Source organism: Acinetobacter sp. YH12219 (genome assembly GCF_013417875.1).
Lineage (GTDB): Bacteria > Pseudomonadota > Gammaproteobacteria > Pseudomonadales > Moraxellaceae > Acinetobacter > Acinetobacter amyesii.
In genome coordinates this window covers 105,333-123,319 of record NZ_VPDC01000013.1, presented here as the reverse complement: position 1 = coordinate 123,319, position 17,987 = coordinate 105,333, and the positions used below count along the sequence as shown (strand labels likewise).

Here is a 17,987-nt window from a genome sequence, read left to right as displayed (position 1 = left end):
TCAAGTTTTAACCGATTTAATCTTTAATTTCAAATTCTTCAAGAGGACGTTGGAATTGTTGCGCACGTGTTCCCAAAATTTCATCAATGGGTAAATGCGCCTGTTTAATCAGTTGTTCTAACTTATGCGGCGCAATGATGACATGCAAAATTAAGTTGCCTTGTTCATCATAACTTTCATTTTGGATCACATTGAGCGCATACAGTTGTGTTCTTAATTTACCATAAGCCGGTTTTAGATGGACTTCAAAGCTTTGAATTTGTCCCATTAAACATTCTTGAACCGCTTGGCGTAATAAGGGTAAACCTTTACCACTATGCGCAGAGACATAAACACGTTCCGGCTGATGTGGCTTGCCATAGATGATTTTAGGATCTTCGCCACTGACATCAATTTTGTTATAAACGCGCAGAATCGGAACATCGACACCAATTTCTTTCAGTACTTTTTCGACAGCCTCAATTTGTTCCATCATGTCCGGACTGCTGGAGTCAATGATATGTAACAATAAGGTCGCCTCTAACGTTTCTTCTAAGGTGGCTTTAAACGACTCGACTAATGAGTGCGATAAATTACGCACAAACCCTACAGTATCGGCGAGCACCAAGTTGCCGATACCATCCCAATGTAGACGGCGTAGGGTCGGATCAAGTGTCGCAAACAGTTGGTCTGCTGCATAGACATCGCTTTTCGCTAAATTATTAAATAAGGTCGATTTACCCGCATTGGTATAACCCACCAATGAAACAGTTGGAACAGCGGCTTTTTGACGTGCCACACGGCCTTGCATACGTGTTTGGCGGACTTTCTCAAGTTTCGCTTTGAGTTGTCCCATGCGGAGCTTGAGTAGACGACGGTCGGTTTCAAGCAGGGTTTCACCCGGTCCACGTAAGCCAATCCCGCCTTTTTGGCTATCGAGATCGCCGCGACTACGAATCAGTCGTGAAGCCATATGTTGTAATTGGGCCAACTCAACTTGCAATTTACCTTCATAGGTGCGTGCGCGTTGAGCAAAAATATCTAAGATTAATTCCGTGCGATCGACCACACGACATCGCATGATGCGTTCAAGATTACGTGCTTGGGCAGGGGTGAGGGCATGGTCAAAGATGACCAATTCTACTTCATGCTCTGCAACCACTTCTGCAATTTCTTCCGCCTTCCCTGAGCCAATAAATAATTTGGCATCAGGCTTAATACGCTGAGCATGCACATGCTGCAGAATATTGGCACCTGCAGATTGAGCTAGTAAGTGAAATTCTTCGGCATCAAGGTCTGCGAGCATTTGTACTGCTACGCTGACTAAAATTACGCGTTCACCGCTCGCTTGATGTTGATTTAAATTTTCCACTCAGCACACACTCCTGTTTAAAGATTCATTTTAGGCGAAAATGGAGTGCGAGGGTTAATCTAAGTGAGGGATTAATGGCTAAGTTGCTGTATGTTGTGCTATTCAATTAGAGAAAGCTGTGAAAGCTCAGTGCCAGTAAAAAAAGCACACTCATATATATCAGTGAAAAACCAGCAATGGCTTTTAAAGCTTGCCATGAAGAAATAGGAGGGGTATCTGAATGTGAGTGATTCATAATGCATAACCTTTAAAATCGATATAAAAATGATATTTGATTTTTAAAAACGATTAAAATGGAAAAATATTATCTTCGACTTCGGTTTTTATGATCAATGCAAAAAAACTGTCTTCGGTATATGATGATGAAAATTTACGCCAAATTGTGGCACCGTGTCATTTTAGTGAACCGTTTATGAATCAACCTCAAATCGTCAATACACCGCAAATTAATGTGTTTTCAAAATTTTATTTGTATTGTAAAAAAGTCGGTGCAGCAGCCGTTGCTGTGACGCAGGGTTTTTATTTGGTTTATCGTCATCAATTGTATAAAGACCCGAATAACCCGCAAAATACCCGCTATGTGCAGTATTTTTGTCGCAAGTTATGCAAAGTATTTAATCTTGAAGTCAAAGTACATGGTGAAATTCCACGTCAACCCGCCCTTTGGGTAAGTAATCATATTTCATGGTTAGACATTGCAGTTTTGGGTTCAGGTGCACGTGTTTTCTTTTTGGCTAAAGCTGAAATTGAAAAATGGCCAGTATTCGGTAATTTGGCGAAAGGCGGTGGCACGTTATTTATTAAGCGTGGCTCTGGCGACTCGATTAAAATTAAAGAACAAATTACGGGCTTCTTAAAACAAGATACGCCGGTACTCTTTTTCCCAGAAGCCACGACTTCGGATGGCAGCAAAATTAAAAAAATTCATGGTCGTATTTTAGGTGCAGCGATTGAAGCTGAGCGTCCAGTCCAAATTTGCTTAATTTGCTATGTGAATCAGGACGGTGAACTCGATAATATTGCGCCCTATGTCGGAGACATTAGCTTTGATCGACATGTCAAAAATGTCTTAGAAATGCCGAATGTCACCGCGCATCTGATGACATTGCCCGCAATTGATTCGGCAGGTCATACTGTTGAAAGCTTGACGCAAGAAGTGCAGCAAAAAATGAATCAGGGATTAGCAGAGCTTCAAGCCAAAGTTCTTAAAGCGCCAGTTCCAGTTGAAGCTAAATAATTTAATGATACAGGCTGTAAGGGGATGCCTTTGCAGCACGATGCTTACATAAAACCTTCGAGCGGCAACCAAGAGATAAATTTCACCCCTGCTTTTTGCCACCACTTGATTTTCGGTTCACGTAGATAAATACGCGTTTGACCATTTGATAGCTTAATTTTCCAATTGATTTGTTGGTCTGCATTGAGCACCAACTTATAGGCATATTTACTCAAATTTTCATCCATGGTGTAGTGGACGGCTTTGGCTAAACGTGGGCTATTCAGTAATACCCCAATTTCAGTATTTAAATATGCTGAGCGAGGGTCAAAGTTAAATGAACCAATAAAAACTTGTTTTTCATCAATTGCCATCAGTTTGGCATGCAGACTCGAACGGCTTAAACCTTTCAGACTAACTTTAGATTTTTCCGCCAACTCTTTGGTATTGGTGTTGAGGTTTTCTGCATCAGGTCTAGAGAGAAATTCATAGAGTTGAACGTCGTGTTCCAATAGATCTTGGCGATATTTGCTATAAAAAGCATGAACTAATGGTACGTCATTGGCCTGGAATGAGTTGGTCAAAACTCTGACTTTCACGCCATCGGCACTGAGGTTTTTTAGGCGTTCCGCACCTTGTTTTTCTGGAACAAAGTAGGCTGAAACGATATCGACACTTTGCTCCGGTTTATCTAAACGGTTGAGGAGCTGAAAGTTGAGGTGCTCTTCTTTTTTGGCCTTAGATTTGATTTTGCTCGGGGAGTCTTTGACCACTTCGGCTTTGACCCAGTCAAATTGGATTTTATTGTTGAGCCAGTCATCAAAGGCATGTGAACGGTTGGCTAAGTCCAAATAATTGACCACAGTGGCTTCTTGGTTATAGTCATCGAGTTGTTGTTTGAGACTGTCAAAGCGCAAGCTATAGTGGCGTGGATTGACCAATTGGCGTACTGGAAAGGCATAATCATCATTCCAATATTCATCAAAAGAATGAATGATTTCATCGGATGCCGCACCGACCAACATGACGTCGACATCGGAAAATTGATAATTATCACTGACGTTATAGTATTGGTTACTCATATTGCGACCACCAATCAGAGCAATTTGATTGTCTGCAATAAAGCTTTTGTTGTGCATACGGCGGTTGATGCGTTTTAGATCCAGCACCATATCGACAGGGCGGAAATGTCGGAAGCGGTAGGGATTATACAGTTTGACATCAATATTGGCATGTTGGTCGAGTGCCATATAAATGCCTTCCATTTTTTTGGCATTGTTGTCATCGACCAATAAACGAATTTTCACCCCACGATCTGCAGCTTTGATCATGGCATGTAGGGCCAAAGCACCAATTTTGTCGTTATCCCAAATATAGTATTGTAGATCTAAACTTTTTTCGGCTTTATTGATTAGCTCGATTCGAGCCGCTAAGGCTTCTAATGGGTCATAAAGAACGTGGTAACCGGTTAAGTCTGGATTTTGTTCACGTAGCGGCAACACAATTTTGGCAAGGCTAGTATCGTCTGTAGGAGTATTAAAGGCATATTCCACAGGTTGAGTGTGCTGTTTAGGCAAGGTACTACATGCAGATAAAGTCAAAACAAGGCTACAACTCAGCAAAACCGCCTTAGTGCGGTTGTGTATGAAGGGCAAATTTTGCTGTTTCGGTGTAGCTGAGTTCATACTGTTAGACATACTAAAAAATTTGATTTGAGTATAAGTGTCAGCTGTGAAAAGATAAATATAGTGACCGAGTTTTCTCGTTAGGCAAATTGTAGAGCAAATGTATGTGGGAATTAGATTCCGTAGTGATGTATTTTTATATCGGGTTGGCTGTGCTGGGCGTTTGGGCAATTTCCCAAGCTTGGTTAAGTCAGTCACGCACGGAAACGATTCATCCGTTTAAAGCCTTCGTACATTTGTTGGCATTTTATCTTTCGTATTTACTTATCCCTTTGTTCTTCTTTAGCTTTTATGCAGGCTGGAGTGGCTATTATTCACTACATGAAGCGATTTTTGTCGGTGCTGTTACGGGGCTTTTGTGCTATGCCCGATTTATCGAGCCGCACATGATTCAGGTGAAAAAATGCCAATATCAATTAAACGAAACACGACAATTATTAAAGCCAGTTCGCATTGCTTTAATTGGTGATTTACACATTGGTTTATTTTCAGGTCATGAACGTCAGTTAAAAATGATCGTCGATAAAATCAATGCGCAAAATCCTGATTTGGTCGTGGTTGCAGGGGATTGGACTTACGAGCCAGAAAATAAGTTAGCTGAAGAATTGGCTGTACTGAAAAAAATTATTGCTCCAATTTATTCGGTGAATGGTAATCATGATGAGCAATATCCCGGTCCGCCTATTCAAGCGCTGTTAAAACATGCATTAGAAAGTAATCATGTGGTGGATATCGAAGGGCAAGTGGTGGAATTTAATGAGTTTCGCTTATTAGGCGTTGGGGATTTGTGGGCAGGTAAAGCCGATATGCGCTATTTGCCAGAATTGCCACAAGATAAGCCTTGGATCATTTTGTCGCATAATCCAGATACCGTCGATATGGTACCTAAACTTCCGGGACGACCATTGATGTTGTCGGGTCATACACATGGTGGACAAGTGGAATTGCCATGGTTGACCGATTATGTAATGAAAAAAGTGTCGATTTTAGGTCATAAAAAAGGGCTATATCAGCATGACAATGCAGATGTCTTTGTCACTGTTGGTACGGGCATGGTTGGGGTACCTTTCCGTTTTCTTGTGCCACCGACCATTGATATTATCGAGTTGGTTTAATCAAAAACTACCGTTCATTATCGCTAAACGGTTTGGTGAATGTTCTTCTTGATGTAGAGCTACAGGCCTTGTTTGGTTAATAAAATTGAATCGTGCCATTCATTTGCTGTTTGAAATTAAGTGAATGACCGTGTCTTGCAACATAAGATGTGTATTGCTACTCAGTGGGATCTAAGCTGCATGCATGAATTTAATTATTTAAAATGCTGTCAACTACAGAGTATTCATCAGTTCATTGACTCAATTTGAGACATAAAAAAGCCAGCAATATGTGCTGGCTTTTTTATTATGTACAGATTAAACCTGATTATTCACATCATCATTTTTGGTTTCGCGAATCATTAAGAACGCGATCAATGAAAGGATTGATGCCGCAGTTAGGTAGTAACCTACTGCATATAAACCATAGCCAGTTGCAAGTTTAGTTGCGATCAGTGGTGCGAAAGATGCACCAAAAATACCTGCCATGTTAAAGGTTAAAGCTGAACCTGTGTAACGTACAGACGTTGGGAAGATTTCAGACAATACCGTACCAATTGGACCATAGGTTAAACCCATGATCGCAAGACCGATACATAGGAATAAGAACACCATCGCAGTACTGCCAGACTCAAGCATGCTTGAGAAGACTAAGCCAAACAATGCAGATACAACACATACCGCAATCGAAGTCGTTTTACGACCAAATTTTTCAGCAAATACAGCAGAAAGTGGAATGAAGGCAGCAAAACAAAGTGTGGCAACCAGTTGAAGTTTTAAAAATTCTTCACGTGTGTAACCAAGCTGGGTTGTACCCCATTGTAAAGCGAATACTGTGGTTAAGTAGAACACTACAAATGTACAAATCGCGGCAATCGTACCGAGAATTAACATCCCCCAGTGCTTAGTGATCACTTCTTTGAACGGAATATTTACTTCTTTTTGCTTATCCAATACTTTTTGGAACGCTGGTGTTTCATGTAATTTTAAACGAATCCACAGACCGACAATAACCAATAGCGCACTTGCAATGAATGGAATACGCCAACCCCATTGCATAAACTCAGCTTCAGACATGAAGTGACCTAAGGTCAAGAATGAGCCTGTTGCAAGAATAAAGCCGATTGGCGCACCTAATTGAGGGAACATACCATACCAAGCACGTTTGCCTTCTGGCGCATTTTCAGTTGCAAGTAGCACGGCACCTGACCATTCACCACCTAAACCCAGACCTTGACCTAAGCGACAAAGTGCAAGCATGAGCGGAGCAGCGATACCAATTTGAGCATAGGTTGGAAGCAAGCCGATACATACTGTAGAAATCCCCATGGTGAGGAGAGCGGCAACTAATGTGGCTTTACGACCGATACGGTCACCTAAATGGCCAAAGAATGCTGCACCAATCGGGCGAGCAATAAAGGCAATCGCAAACGTTGCTAGAGATTGAATCGTTGCGGTTGTTGGATCTGTACTTGCAGGGAAGAACAGATGCGGGAAGATAATTACAGCCGCAGTTGCATAGATGTAGAAATCGAAGAATTCGATTGTGGTACCTACAAGACTTGCTGTAAGTACGCGGAATTTTGAATTTGTTGGTTGCTGTTCAGTGGCAGCAGCACTTGAAGACGCCATGGTGGACCTTACACTTACTAAAAATAATTGAACTTAGTTTTAAAAGCGTAATCTTTTTAAAAAAGGCGTAATTTCTTAAAAAAATACGAAATACCAACTTACGGACTGCGGAATTAGGGTCACTAAAGAATGCAGTGTCAGTGGGTTATATCACGTAGAGATAAATCGACAGGAAATGTGATCCTGCACCTATCAATACAAAAATATGCCAGATAGCGTGTGTATATCTTACCTTTTTTAAGGCATAAAACAATGCACCGATTGTATAAGATAGCCCGCCAATGATCAGGTAGGTTAAAGCTTGATCAGATAAAAAGCGTTGCATATCATCCATTACCAGTACTGCAAGCCATCCCATCACCAAATAAGCAATCAACGAAATCTTTTGAAAACGATGAATGAAAATTAATTTGAATAGTGTTCCAATAGCGGCAATAACCCACAGTGCAATGAGTAAATAATGCGCTTTTGCGGTAGGCAGTGCGATTGCCAGAAACGGGGTGTAAGTACCTGCAATTAAATAATAGATTGCGGTATGGTCGAGTTTTTTGTACCAACCACGGCGCTCAGGAGACTCTGCGAAGTGATATAGACTCGAAGCCGAAAATAATAACAGCATACTGAATGCATACACCCAAAGTGCAAGCCATTGTCCAGTTGGAAGGTATGATCCTTTTAAAATCAGTAGGATACCTGCGATAGCAGACAACGCTGCACCGAAAGCATGGGTATAGAAATTCAGTCTTTCTTCAGCTGGGTCATAAGCTAAAAGGTGGGGAGCATTCATAACGTATCTTTTATAATAATTTAAATATACAAGTGTATAGTAATTCAATTTTGCTTTTGGTGTAAGAAGATTTAAAATTGTTTTGCAAATTTATCTAGGTTTATATTATGTCATCTTTGGCTTCTCCCTCTACGCAAGAGCAGCAATTTTTAGCAGCCTTTCAGCAAGCCATTGAAACACAGCGTTTTGATCGCATGATCTTGAGTCAGTATAAAGGTGAATTAGACCAATTAGAAAAAATGACCTTACGAGTCATTTCGCTGCAAGGTGAGTCATTTCGCTGCAAGGTGAGTCATTTCTCAGCTGTTTATATCGTTACAAAACCCAAGACATCACCAAAAACTATCCAATCGCATCCGCATATCAACAAGTCGAAAGTTTATTGAGTTGTTGTAAGCAAGCCAACCTGATGACCTTGGATGAAGAAATTCAGCTCAAAAAAAATAAAAAGAAAGCGATGCTAAGCATCAGCAAAAAGCAGCCAGCCTTAGGGAAAATTCCTACGGAGCAGCAAGGACATGATCGAGCGAAACATCGCTATGTCGATCAAAACAGTTATTTCTTACAGCCACTCGGTATTACGGATGCAAAAGCACAAATTATTCCGAGCATGGCACGTAAATGGAAACAAATTAATAAATTTGTAGAAATTTTTTCAGGCGCTTTAAGCCAGATCAAAGAGACCAATCAATCTCTACATGTCGTGGATTTTGGTTCAGGTAAAGGCTATCTGACTTTTGCACTATATGATTATTTAGCAAAACACCAGCAAGTGCCTAAAGTGACAGGGGTTGAGCTGAATCCGAAAATGGTGGAATTTTGCCAAAGCGTTGCGCAGCAGTCGAATTTTAGCAAACTCGATTTTTTCCAAGGCGATGTGCGTACATATGCGCCTGAGCGCTTAGATGTCATGATTGCGCTGCACGCCTGTGATGTGGCAACGGACTTTGCGATTCATACCGGTATTCGATTAAATGCGCAAATGATCATGTGTGCGCCGTGTTGTCATAAAGAACTGCGTCCGCAATTGAAAGCGCCGCAAGTACTTGCACCGATGTTGCAATTTGGTATTCATGCAGGCCAGCAAGCAGAGATGCTTACTGACACGATTCGTGCACTTTTATTAAAAGCATATGGTTATGAAACCAAAGTCTTTGAATTTGTGGCACTTGAACATACCAGTAAAAATAAAATGATCTTGGCAACCAAACGTGCAGACTATGTCGAACCTGATCAAGCGGTATTGGCACAGATTCAAGCTTTAAAAGACATGTATGGCATTCAAAAGCATTCGTTAGAATTATTGTTGAATGATCAATGGGACCAGCAAGATATTGGCTGTAAATGCTAAAGGATGAAGGGATGCAGCAGTTAAATATTCAATTCGGACCGTGGGAGCAACTGGCATCTGCAGCTCGACCGATACGTGAACAGGTCTTTATTTTAGAACAGCAGATATCGCCCGCGGATGAGTGGGATGCAGAAGATGCGATTTCACTGCATTTTATTGTTCATGATGGGATGAAAGCTGTTGCAACTGCTCGTTTGTTGAAAAATAACAGTATCGGCCGTGTTGCTGCTTTAAAGGCTCATCGCGGTCAGGGGATTGGTAAAATCTTGATGCAAGCCATCATTCAACAAGCGACATTAGAGCAACGTGAATATTTAAAACTATCTTCACAAGTGCATGCTATCCCTTTTTATGCAGCGTTGGGTTTTGTTGTTGAAGGTGATGAATATTTAGATTGTGGTATTCCGCATCAAGATATGTATATGGCTTTGGCTTAAATACTTAAAATTGGACAGCTATAAATAAAAAACGCTTAATATTTTAAGCGTTTTTTATTTGCATAGATTGGGTCAAAGCTTAGTGACCATGATCATTCGATGCAGTAGGTTCAGGGCTCATGTCATCCATATGTGCATGTTGTTCTTCGGTCATATGCATATCTGCTGCAGTCGGCGCAGAAGCTTCACGAGCTGCTTGATCAGCTTGCGCCTTTTTCAACGCTTCTTCTGACATCACAGGGGCATTTTTAAATGCATGCTGTTGAGTATTGTCTTTTTTCTGTTGGCTCGGCATATAGTCTGGTTCATTGGTCACAGCAAGCCAGAAAATACCCATGAATAGCGCACCTAAAATACAGAAGATAATCAGTGCTTTCCAGCCCCACGGTGATTTTTCAGGAGAAGTATGATCAGTCATAACAAGCTACTCAATCGGATAAAAAGAAATCAAAAAACTTGTTACTTTATAACATAAAACAGATGAGAGTTCGCTTAAAATCTAGACTTGTTTGCAAACACGCGAATGCGAAGGAAAATTAAAAGGAGCCGAAGCTCCTTTTGATGTGATTGAACAGCAAAATTTGCATGCTCAAAATGAATAATTAAATCTTCTCAGCTTTCGCCACTTTGTCTTTCAGCAATTGCGGTGCTTTGAAGCGTTCGCCATATTTTGCTTCTAGTGTATTGGCACGCAATAGCGCTTTTTCCAAACCATATTGATTTAAAAATTGAAGTGCACCACCTGTCCAAGGGGCAAAACCAATCCCGAAGATTGAACCGATATTGCCATCGACAGTCGATTCCAAAACACCTTCTTCTAGGCAGCGTAGCGTATCGAGCGACTGTACAAATAGGAAGCGGTCAATCATTTCCTGTTCAGAAATAGCATTATCTTTCTGCCATTTACTCAAGCCTTCCCAGAGGTGCTTTTTACCGCCTTCAGGATATTCATAAAAACCTGCGCCGGCAGCTTTACCTTTACGGCCAAACTCATGAATCATCGTTTGAATCACGTCATCCACTCCTGAGCGAGGCAGGTCTTTGCCTTCAGCTTGCAAGGCTTTACGTGTCTCGGCCGCGACATGTTCAGAGAGTGTTAAAGACACTTCATCTTGAATCGCCAATGGGCCTACAGGCATGCCAGCTTTTAGTGCAGCCATTTCAATGCGGGCAGGGTGTACGCCTTCAGACAGTAGACGTAAACCTTCTTGTACAAAAGTGCCAAAGATACGGCTGGTAAAGAAGCCGCGACTGTCATTCACCACAATTGGTGTTTTGCCAATTTGCTGTACATAGTCATAGGCTTTGGCTAAGGTTTCAGCTGACGTGTTTTTACCTTTAATTATTTCGACCAATTGCATTTTATCGACAGGGCTAAAGAAATGCAGACCGATAAATTTAGCTTGATCTTGAGATGCATTGGCTAAGCCTGAAATTGGCAAGGTTGAGGTATTGGATGCAAAAATACCGCCATCTGCCAAATAGGTTTCTGTTTCTTGCGTCACTTTGGCTTTCAATTCGACATTTTCAAACACAGCTTCAATGATCAAGTCGCAGCCTTGTAAATCTGCCGCATTTGCAGTGGCATGAATCAGTCCTAAAACTTGATCACGTTTTTCTGCACTTAAACGGCCTTGAGATACTTTTTTATCTAGCAGTTTTTGGCTATAGGCTTTGCCTTTTTCAGCAGCCTCAAGAGAAACATCTTTGAGTACAACTGCAATGCCTTTTGATGCTGTGGCATAAGCAATGCCTGTACCCATCATGCCTGCACCCAAAATGCCGACTTTAGTGGCTTGCCATTTCGCCACGTCTTTTGGACGGCTTGCACCTGACTTAATGGCGTTAAGACCATGCCAAAAGGTGCCGATCATGTTTTTAGAAATTTGACCAGTTGCAAGGTAAGTAAAATAACGTGATTCAATCGTGAGCGCCGTATCGACATCGACTTGAGCGCCTTCAACCGCAGCCGACATAATGGCTTCGGGTGCAGGGTAACAGCCCTTGGTTTTGTCACGCAGCATAGCAGGGGCAATGGCGAGCATTTGCGCCACTGCAGGTGAAGATGGCGTACCGCCCGGAATTTTGTAGCCTTTTACATCAAAGGGCTGCTGTGATTTTGGATTAGCTTTGACCCAAGAGATGGCTTTATCCATCAATTCTTCAAGGCTATCTACCGTGTCTTGAATCAGTCCCAGTGATTTAGCTTTATCGACACCAATTTGTTTGCCTTCCATCAGGAGCGGAAATGCATTCTGCAGACCTAATAAACGTACCATACGTACAATACCGCCACCGCCCGGCAGTAAGCCTAAGGTCACTTCTGGTAAGCCAAATTTCGCCTTAGCATCATTCAGCGCAATACGATAATGACAGCCAAGAGCTAACTCCCAGCCACCGCCAAGCGCTGTGCCATTTAAGGCTGCGACAACTGGAATGCCACGGGTTTCGATATAACGAAGTTTGGCTTTCATCTCTTCAATCATATTGAAGAATTCAGTTGCATGCTCAGGTGTAGCTTGAATCAGTTCGTCTAAGTCGCCGCCGGCAAAGAAGGTTTTTTTGTTCGATCGGAAAATGATCCCTGCGATGTTTTCGTCAGCTTGCAGTTTGTCTAGTGTTTCAGCCAGTGCCGTACGGAAGTCTGCATTCATGGTGTTGGCAGATTGGTTTGGAGAATCTAAAGTTAAAATGACGATATTGTCGGCATTTTTGTCAAATTGAATTGCGCTCATTTTTATTCTCCTTATACCAACTCAATAATCGTTGCGATGCCCATACCGCCGCCTACGCACAAAGTCGCTAAACCGCGCTTTTTACCTTGGCGTTCCAGTTCATCCATCAGGGTTCCTAAAATCATGGCGCCTGTTGCACCCAGCGGATGTCCTAATGCAATTGCGCCGCCATTCACATTGACTTTGGCAGGGTCAACGTTGAGTTCGGTCATAAAACGCATCACGACTGCTGCAAAAGCTTCATTCACTTCAAACAGGTCAATATCATCAATGGTTAAGCCAGCTTTGGCTAAGGCTTTACGTGCAGCAGGTGCAGGGCCGGTCAGCATAATGGTCGGGTCTGCGCCCACTAATGCAGTTGCGAGCACTTTGGCACGTGGCTTTAGGCCTTGTTCTTTTACGGCTTTTTCAGAGGCAAGCAACACCACTGCAGCGCCATCGACAATGCCCGATGAATTGCCTGCATGGTGTACATGGTTAACAGCACCCACTTCAGGATATTTTTGTAAGGCGATGGCATCAAAGCCCATTTGCCCCATCATGGCAAAACTTGGATTGAGCTTGCCTAAGCCTTCTGCTGTGGTCGTTGGTTTAATAAATTCATCTTTGGCTAAAATAGTCACGCCTGCTTTGTCTTTAACAGGAACGACAGATTGGTCAAAATAACCATTGGCTTGAGCTGCGGCTGCTTTTTGCTGAGAGTTGGCTGCAAAGGCATCCACATCTGCTCGGCTATAACCGTCAATGGTGGCAATTAAATCTGCCCCAATGCCTTGTGGTATAAAATCACAGGCCATATTGGTTTCAGGGTCGAGCGCCCAAGGGCCGCCATCTGAGCCCATTGGCACACGAGACATCGACTCTACACCGCCAGCCACCACAAGGTCTTCCCAGCCAGAGCGGACCTTTTGCGCTGCCATATTCACGGCTTCTAAACCTGATGCACAAAAACGGTTGATCTGGACGCCTGCTACATCATTGTCCCAACCTGCTGCAATCGCTGCGGTTTTGGCAATGTCCGCGCCTTGATCACCAATGGGAGTCACACAGCCCAGTACAATGTCGTCTACTGCAGCTGTGTCAAATTGATGGCGGTTTTGCAATTCGTTCAATAAACCGGTCAGTAGGCTGATTGGTTTGACTTGGTGCAGCGAACCGTCTTTTTTACCTTTGCCGCGCGGTGTGCGAATGGCATCAATAATGTAAGCCTCGCTCATAATCCTGTCCCTATGATCTATAAATTTTTATTGGTTTTTTGAGTGTACGGATTAATCAAGCCAGTGCAATGATGAGAACGGGCGAGTCGTTTGATATTTTTGGTCAACGCTTGCTGCTGAATAAGGTCAAAATCAAACTGCATATTGATACCGAGGGTCGGTTAAGATCAGTTGCTATCGATTCAGTACAAATTGAAGATCTGCTTATGCATAAAAATGTGAAGCGAGTGTTGAAAAGTCTGGCTTGGCTTGTTTTTGCTGGCTGCTTAGGTTTTGTATGCATAATCGTTTTTTATATTTATATGATTTATGGCATTCATCCTTCAGATGAAGGGACGGGCGGTTTAGCCTGTGAGTATGATCGAAATGATCATGTGACCAAGGCAGAAATGTATCGGATACAGGATGGCAAACGCGTGATCACGCCCGTCGATCCATTGCTTTGTCAAAAACAACGTGCAGATTTTCCGAAATAAAAAACCTGATCAAGATCAGGTTTTAGAGAATGCTATTTTTGAATATTGCTTAGTGATAACCATGTAATTGGCGATATAGGCCTGGTGTTACACCGGTCCACTTTTTAAATGCGCGGTGGAAAGTACTTGTTTCACTAAAGCCGACTTGCTGTGCAACATCTTCAAGCGTTAAGTCTGGGTTAAGCAATAAGTGAATTGCAGCATCTCGACGTAAAGCATCTTTTACACCTTGGTAGCTCTTACCTTCAGCGGCTAAACGACGACGTAGTGTTTGCGGCGATAGATACAGCATTGACGCAACATCGTTCAAGGTTGGCATTTCTTCACCAATTTGACTCTTCAGCACATCACGGATACGAGATGTTAATGAATTGGTATTTTTAAATTTAACCAATAACTGTGCAGGAGCTGCTTTTAAGAATTCTTCAAGCGTTTCTTCGTTTTGACGAATGGGTAAATCTAAATAATCCGCTGCAAATGTAATTTCAGTTCGTGGTGTATCAAACTGCATGACAGGTGCAAAAAACAAGGCATCATATTCGTCAGCATGTTCAGGTCGTTCATAACCGAAGTGTACGCGTTCTAAAGGCAGACGACGTTCAATCAACCAAGAAGCGAGACCATGCCAAATCATCAGCATACTTTCTGTAATGAAATGGTCTGGGTCCATAGATTTTGGAATTTGAGGAACTAAACGTGCTTCGTGCTTATCACGTTCTAGTGTCACCGACCATTCATCACCAAACAGTTTGTAGAACTGCGAAGACAGTTCAAGTGCATCACCGAGGGTTTTAGCATGAATAATCAATTGGCACATAATGGCAAAAGTACCCAAGCGGCGCGGCTGAATATCAAAACCGACGTGTTCGTCTTGGGTCACCATCCACAACATTTTAATAAAACGTGTGTATTGTTCAGGTGAAATACGCGCTTTGGGTTGGCGTAGAAGTTCAGCCTCAATGCCAACATGAGACAATAAAGTTTCGACATCCATGCCGAGACGTTTCACACCAGTTAAGGCTGCGTTGACGAAATGGATACTGATCGTATCACGACTCATGTTTAATCCTTCAGTCTCTTTAATGTTCACAAATGTTTGACCTAAATGACGCTAAAAAAAGAAATCATGGCAATTTACAACAGCGGTTTTACCATTTTTACATGGTAAATTGCCGAAACTATCAAGGTAAATGGCTGAACATGACATTGTTTTAATCATTTTATATTTCTACCATGGATAAAAAATCTACACAATTAGAGAAAAATATCCATGGAAGCTGCTTTAAAAGGATTGAAAGTACTCGACTTTTCGACATTACTCCCAGGGCCATTTGCGACCTTGTATTTGGCTGACATGGGTGCGGAAGTTGTGCATATTGAGTCACCGACGCGTCCCGATCTGGTTCGTTTGATGCCACCTTATGCCAATGGGCAAGCCACAGCGCATAGTTATTTAAATCGCAATAAACAATCCATCGCATTAGATTTAAAAGATCCGAAAAGTATTGAATTGATCAAAGCCAAAATTTCAGATTTTGATGTCGTCGTAGAACAATTTCGTCCAGGTGTCATGCAACGCCTGGGTTTGGATTATGCAGATTTGGCCGAAATTAATCCGCGACTTATTTACTGCTCGATTACGGGTTATGGTCAAACTGGGCACTACAAAGACCGCGCAGGGCATGACATCAATTACTTGGCTTTATCAGGCATTTCAGGTCATAGCGGACGCCAAGATAGTGGCCCGCCACCGATGGGGATTCAAATCGCCGATGTCGCAGGCGGATCAATGCATGCAATTACTGGCATCTTAGCTGCGGTGATTGAGCGTTACCGTAGCGGTTTAGGGCAATATATTGATATTTCCATGACCGATTGTGCCGTCGCATTGAACAATATGGCTGCAGCTGGCGTATTGGCTGCCAATGCGGTAACCGCGGCAGAAACTGCACATCTGAATGGCGGAAGTTTCTATGACTATTATCGAACTCAAGATGGTCGTTATCTGTCTATAGGTGGTCTAGAGCCGCAGTTTTTACATGGATTGGCGCAAATTCTAGATTTACCCGCTTTAGCGACGCAAGGCATGTCATTTGATTCACAATATCAGACTGAAATTAAGCATGCAGTTGCCAGCAAGATACTGACCAAAACATGGGATGAGTGGAAAATGATCTTTGCCACTCAAGATGTCTGTGTGGAGCCAGTTTTAAGTTTGGATGAAGCTCTAAATTCACAATTGGCCCAAGAGCGGCATTGGTGTGTTGAAGTTCCGCTACAAGAAGGCGACACAATGACACAAACTCAACTGGCATGCCCAATTAAATTTTCTAGATCAGCATTGATTTATACCCATGTGGGTAAAACTTTAGGTGCGGATAATTGGTTATGAATGGTATGAAAAAAGGTTATAAGTTAAACAATAAAACCTTTAAAATCTCTTAATTAGATAAATATCCATATAAATATTGAGCGTTGTTAACAAAAAAATAAATAAATTATACAAATGTGAGAGTATTATATGAGCTATTAACACAATTGGTATATAGGTCTCCAAATGAAAATAGCTGTGAGTAAACTTGGATCTTTATATCTTAGCCTCGGAATAATGCTTGCGGGTTCAGCAACCCAAGCGGCAACTGCTGCAGATGCTTTCAGTTCTGAAAGCCCATGGATGTTCGGTGATTGGAACGGTCAACGAACAGCGCTTCAACAGAAAGGTTACGATTTTAGTTTTAGTTATGGTGGCGAATTAGCCACTTTGTTAGATGCAAAGCATGCTTCAAGTCATGGCACTGAATATGCAGATCAATTTGTTATAGGTGCTCACTTAGACTTAGAAGAGATAGCAGGCTGGAAGGATACCGAAGCGCAAATTAACATTACAGAGCGTAATGGTCGATCTCTCTCTCAAACCTCTGGTGCTTTAAATGGCCAATCTACAGGTGTTGAAAATGGACATTTAAGCTCAGCACAAGAGGTATGGGGTCGCGGTCAAACTTGGCGTTTAACAGACTTTTGGATCAAGAAAAAATTCTTTGATCAAAAATTAGATATCAAAGTCGGACGTTTTGGTGAGGGTGAGGATTTTAACAGTTTCGATTGTGATTTTCAGAACTTAGCTTTATGTGGTTCACAAGTAGGTAACTGGGTGGGCGACCAATGGTACAACTGGCCAGTTTCACAATGGGCGGCTCGTGTTAAATACAACGTAAACCCAGAATTTTATGTACAAACTGGTGTGTATGAATACAACCCTGAAAATCTAAAACGTGGTAAAGGTTGGAACTTGAGTACTGATGGTTCTAAAGGTGCGATTATTCCTGCTGAAGTGGTGTGGACTCCAAAAGTGGGGACACAAAAGCTACCGGGTGAATACCGTGCAGGTTACTACTACAGTACCGCTGATGCCGATGTCATTGATAGCCCAGTAAATGAAAAAGATCACCATCAAGGTGGTTGGATTGTGGCGAAACAACAACTGACAGCACACAAAGACGATGCTTCACGTGGCTTAAGCGGTTTTGTGAATGTCACCGTGCATGACTCAGACACCAACAATGTGAGTGATATGCAAAACATTGGCTTGGTCTACAAAGGTGCATTCGATGCACGTCCTCAGGATGAAATTGCGATTGGTTTAGGTCGTATCAGCATTAATGATGATGTGAATGATGCCAATAACAGCGTTGATGCACGCGGTCTACAAAGTGAAGAGTATGACGCAGAAATTTACTACGGTATTCATGCAGCAAACTGGCTGACTATTCGTCCAAATATTCAATATATCCGTCACGTCGGTGCTTACAAAAATGGTGAGAATGCGTGGGTCGGCGGTATCAAATTTCAAACAGCATTTTAATTGATGTCAAATTAGAGTTCTTATAAAAGCAATTCGGTAATTCTGAGAAAAATTACGATATTTCCTCTTGAATTGTTTTTGTAACAACTTCTCTTTGCGACATAAAAATGGTGGTGTGTTGAATGTGTTTCACGCACCGAATAC

General features: G+C 42.1%; 14 protein-coding genes and 1 pseudogene. 7 read left to right on the top strand and 8 right to left on the bottom strand.

The window, feature by feature from the left end:
• Nucleotides 1–16: 16 nt before the first annotated feature.
• On the bottom strand, nucleotides 17–1,351 hold the full coding sequence (hflX, locus tag FTV04_RS10090; protein WP_180089376.1) for a ribosome rescue GTPase HflX: 1,335 nt from the start codon (nucleotides 1,349–1,351) through the stop codon (nucleotides 17–19).
• 412 nt (nucleotides 1,352–1,763) lie between these two features.
• Between hflX and FTV04_RS10085 the strand changes: the two genes are divergently transcribed.
• Nucleotides 1,764–2,588: a 1-acyl-sn-glycerol-3-phosphate acyltransferase gene (locus FTV04_RS10085; RefSeq protein ID WP_180089383.1), complete on the top strand. Its 825-nt coding sequence runs from the start codon at nucleotides 1,764–1,766 to the stop codon at nucleotides 2,586–2,588.
• A gap of 44 nt (nucleotides 2,589–2,632) precedes the next feature.
• Here FTV04_RS10085 and FTV04_RS10080 read toward each other — a convergent pair whose 3' ends face one another.
• A complete protein-coding gene (locus FTV04_RS10080) occupies nucleotides 2,633–4,252 on the bottom strand; it encodes a phospholipase D family protein (protein WP_257221017.1) in 1,620 nt (539 codons plus the stop codon).
• Between the two features lie 104 nt (nucleotides 4,253–4,356).
• Here FTV04_RS10080 and FTV04_RS10075 point away from each other — a divergent pair, with 104 nt between their 5' ends.
• Complete coding sequence (locus tag FTV04_RS10075; RefSeq protein ID WP_180005126.1) at nucleotides 4,357–5,367, top strand: metallophosphoesterase; 1,011 nt, start codon at nucleotides 4,357–4,359, stop codon at nucleotides 5,365–5,367.
• 297 nt (nucleotides 5,368–5,664) lie between these two features.
• Here FTV04_RS10075 and FTV04_RS10070 read toward each other — a convergent pair whose 3' ends face one another.
• Entirely contained in the window at nucleotides 5,665–6,978 is a 1,314-nt protein-coding gene (locus tag FTV04_RS10070; RefSeq protein ID WP_111885003.1) for an MFS transporter, read from the bottom strand.
• Nucleotides 6,979–7,123: 145 nt separating this feature from the next.
• Entirely contained in the window at nucleotides 7,124–7,765 is a 642-nt protein-coding gene (locus FTV04_RS10065) for a hemolysin III family protein (RefSeq protein WP_180011623.1), read from the bottom strand.
• Nucleotides 7,766–7,872: 107 nt separating this feature from the next.
• Between FTV04_RS10065 and FTV04_RS10060 the strand changes: the two are divergent.
• A pseudogene (locus FTV04_RS10060) lies at nucleotides 7,873–9,116 on the top strand (SAM-dependent methyltransferase).
• 11 nt (nucleotides 9,117–9,127) lie between these two features.
• Nucleotides 9,128–9,553, top strand: a complete 426-nt coding sequence (locus tag FTV04_RS10055; RefSeq protein ID WP_257221016.1) for a GNAT family N-acetyltransferase — start codon at nucleotides 9,128–9,130, stop codon at nucleotides 9,551–9,553.
• A 79-nt stretch (nucleotides 9,554–9,632) separates the two neighbouring features.
• Here the strand turns inward: FTV04_RS10055 and FTV04_RS10050 are convergent, their stop codons facing one another.
• From FTV04_RS10050 to FTV04_RS10040, 3 genes are all read right to left on the bottom strand, one after another.
• Nucleotides 9,633–9,971, bottom strand: coding sequence for a hypothetical protein (locus FTV04_RS10050; protein ID WP_078190097.1), 339 nt, complete (start codon nucleotides 9,969–9,971; stop codon nucleotides 9,633–9,635).
• A gap of 184 nt (nucleotides 9,972–10,155) precedes the next feature.
• Nucleotides 10,156–12,288: a 3-hydroxyacyl-CoA dehydrogenase NAD-binding domain-containing protein gene (locus FTV04_RS10045; RefSeq protein ID WP_180089373.1), complete on the bottom strand. Its 2,133-nt coding sequence runs from the start codon at nucleotides 12,286–12,288 to the stop codon at nucleotides 10,156–10,158.
• 11 nt (nucleotides 12,289–12,299) lie between these two features.
• Nucleotides 12,300–13,505, bottom strand: coding sequence for an acetyl-CoA C-acetyltransferase (locus tag FTV04_RS10040; protein WP_180089372.1), 1,206 nt, complete (start codon nucleotides 13,503–13,505; stop codon nucleotides 12,300–12,302).
• A gap of 68 nt (nucleotides 13,506–13,573) precedes the next feature.
• On the opposite strand from FTV04_RS10040, the gene FTV04_RS10035 reads away from it, so the two are divergent.
• Complete coding sequence (locus FTV04_RS10035; RefSeq protein ID WP_257221015.1) at nucleotides 13,574–13,981, top strand: hypothetical protein; 408 nt, start codon at nucleotides 13,574–13,576, stop codon at nucleotides 13,979–13,981.
• Between the two features lie 49 nt (nucleotides 13,982–14,030).
• Here the strand turns inward: FTV04_RS10035 and FTV04_RS10030 are convergent, their stop codons facing one another.
• A complete protein-coding gene (locus FTV04_RS10030; protein ID WP_078190094.1) occupies nucleotides 14,031–15,041 on the bottom strand; it encodes an AraC family transcriptional regulator in 1,011 nt (336 codons plus the stop codon).
• A 210-nt stretch (nucleotides 15,042–15,251) separates the two neighbouring features.
• Here FTV04_RS10030 and FTV04_RS10025 point away from each other — a divergent pair, with 210 nt between their 5' ends.
• Together FTV04_RS10025 and FTV04_RS10020 are read left to right on the top strand one after the other, a co-directional pair.
• The gene (locus FTV04_RS10025; RefSeq protein WP_180089371.1) at nucleotides 15,252–16,373 is read left to right on the top strand and encodes a CaiB/BaiF CoA-transferase family protein; all 1,122 of its coding nucleotides are present in this window, start codon (nucleotides 15,252–15,254) and stop codon (nucleotides 16,371–16,373) included.
• Nucleotides 16,374–16,589: 216 nt separating this feature from the next.
• A complete protein-coding gene (locus FTV04_RS10020) occupies nucleotides 16,590–17,843 on the top strand; it encodes a carbohydrate porin (RefSeq protein ID WP_257221018.1) in 1,254 nt (417 codons plus the stop codon).
• Nucleotides 17,844–17,987 lie beyond the last annotated feature (144 nt).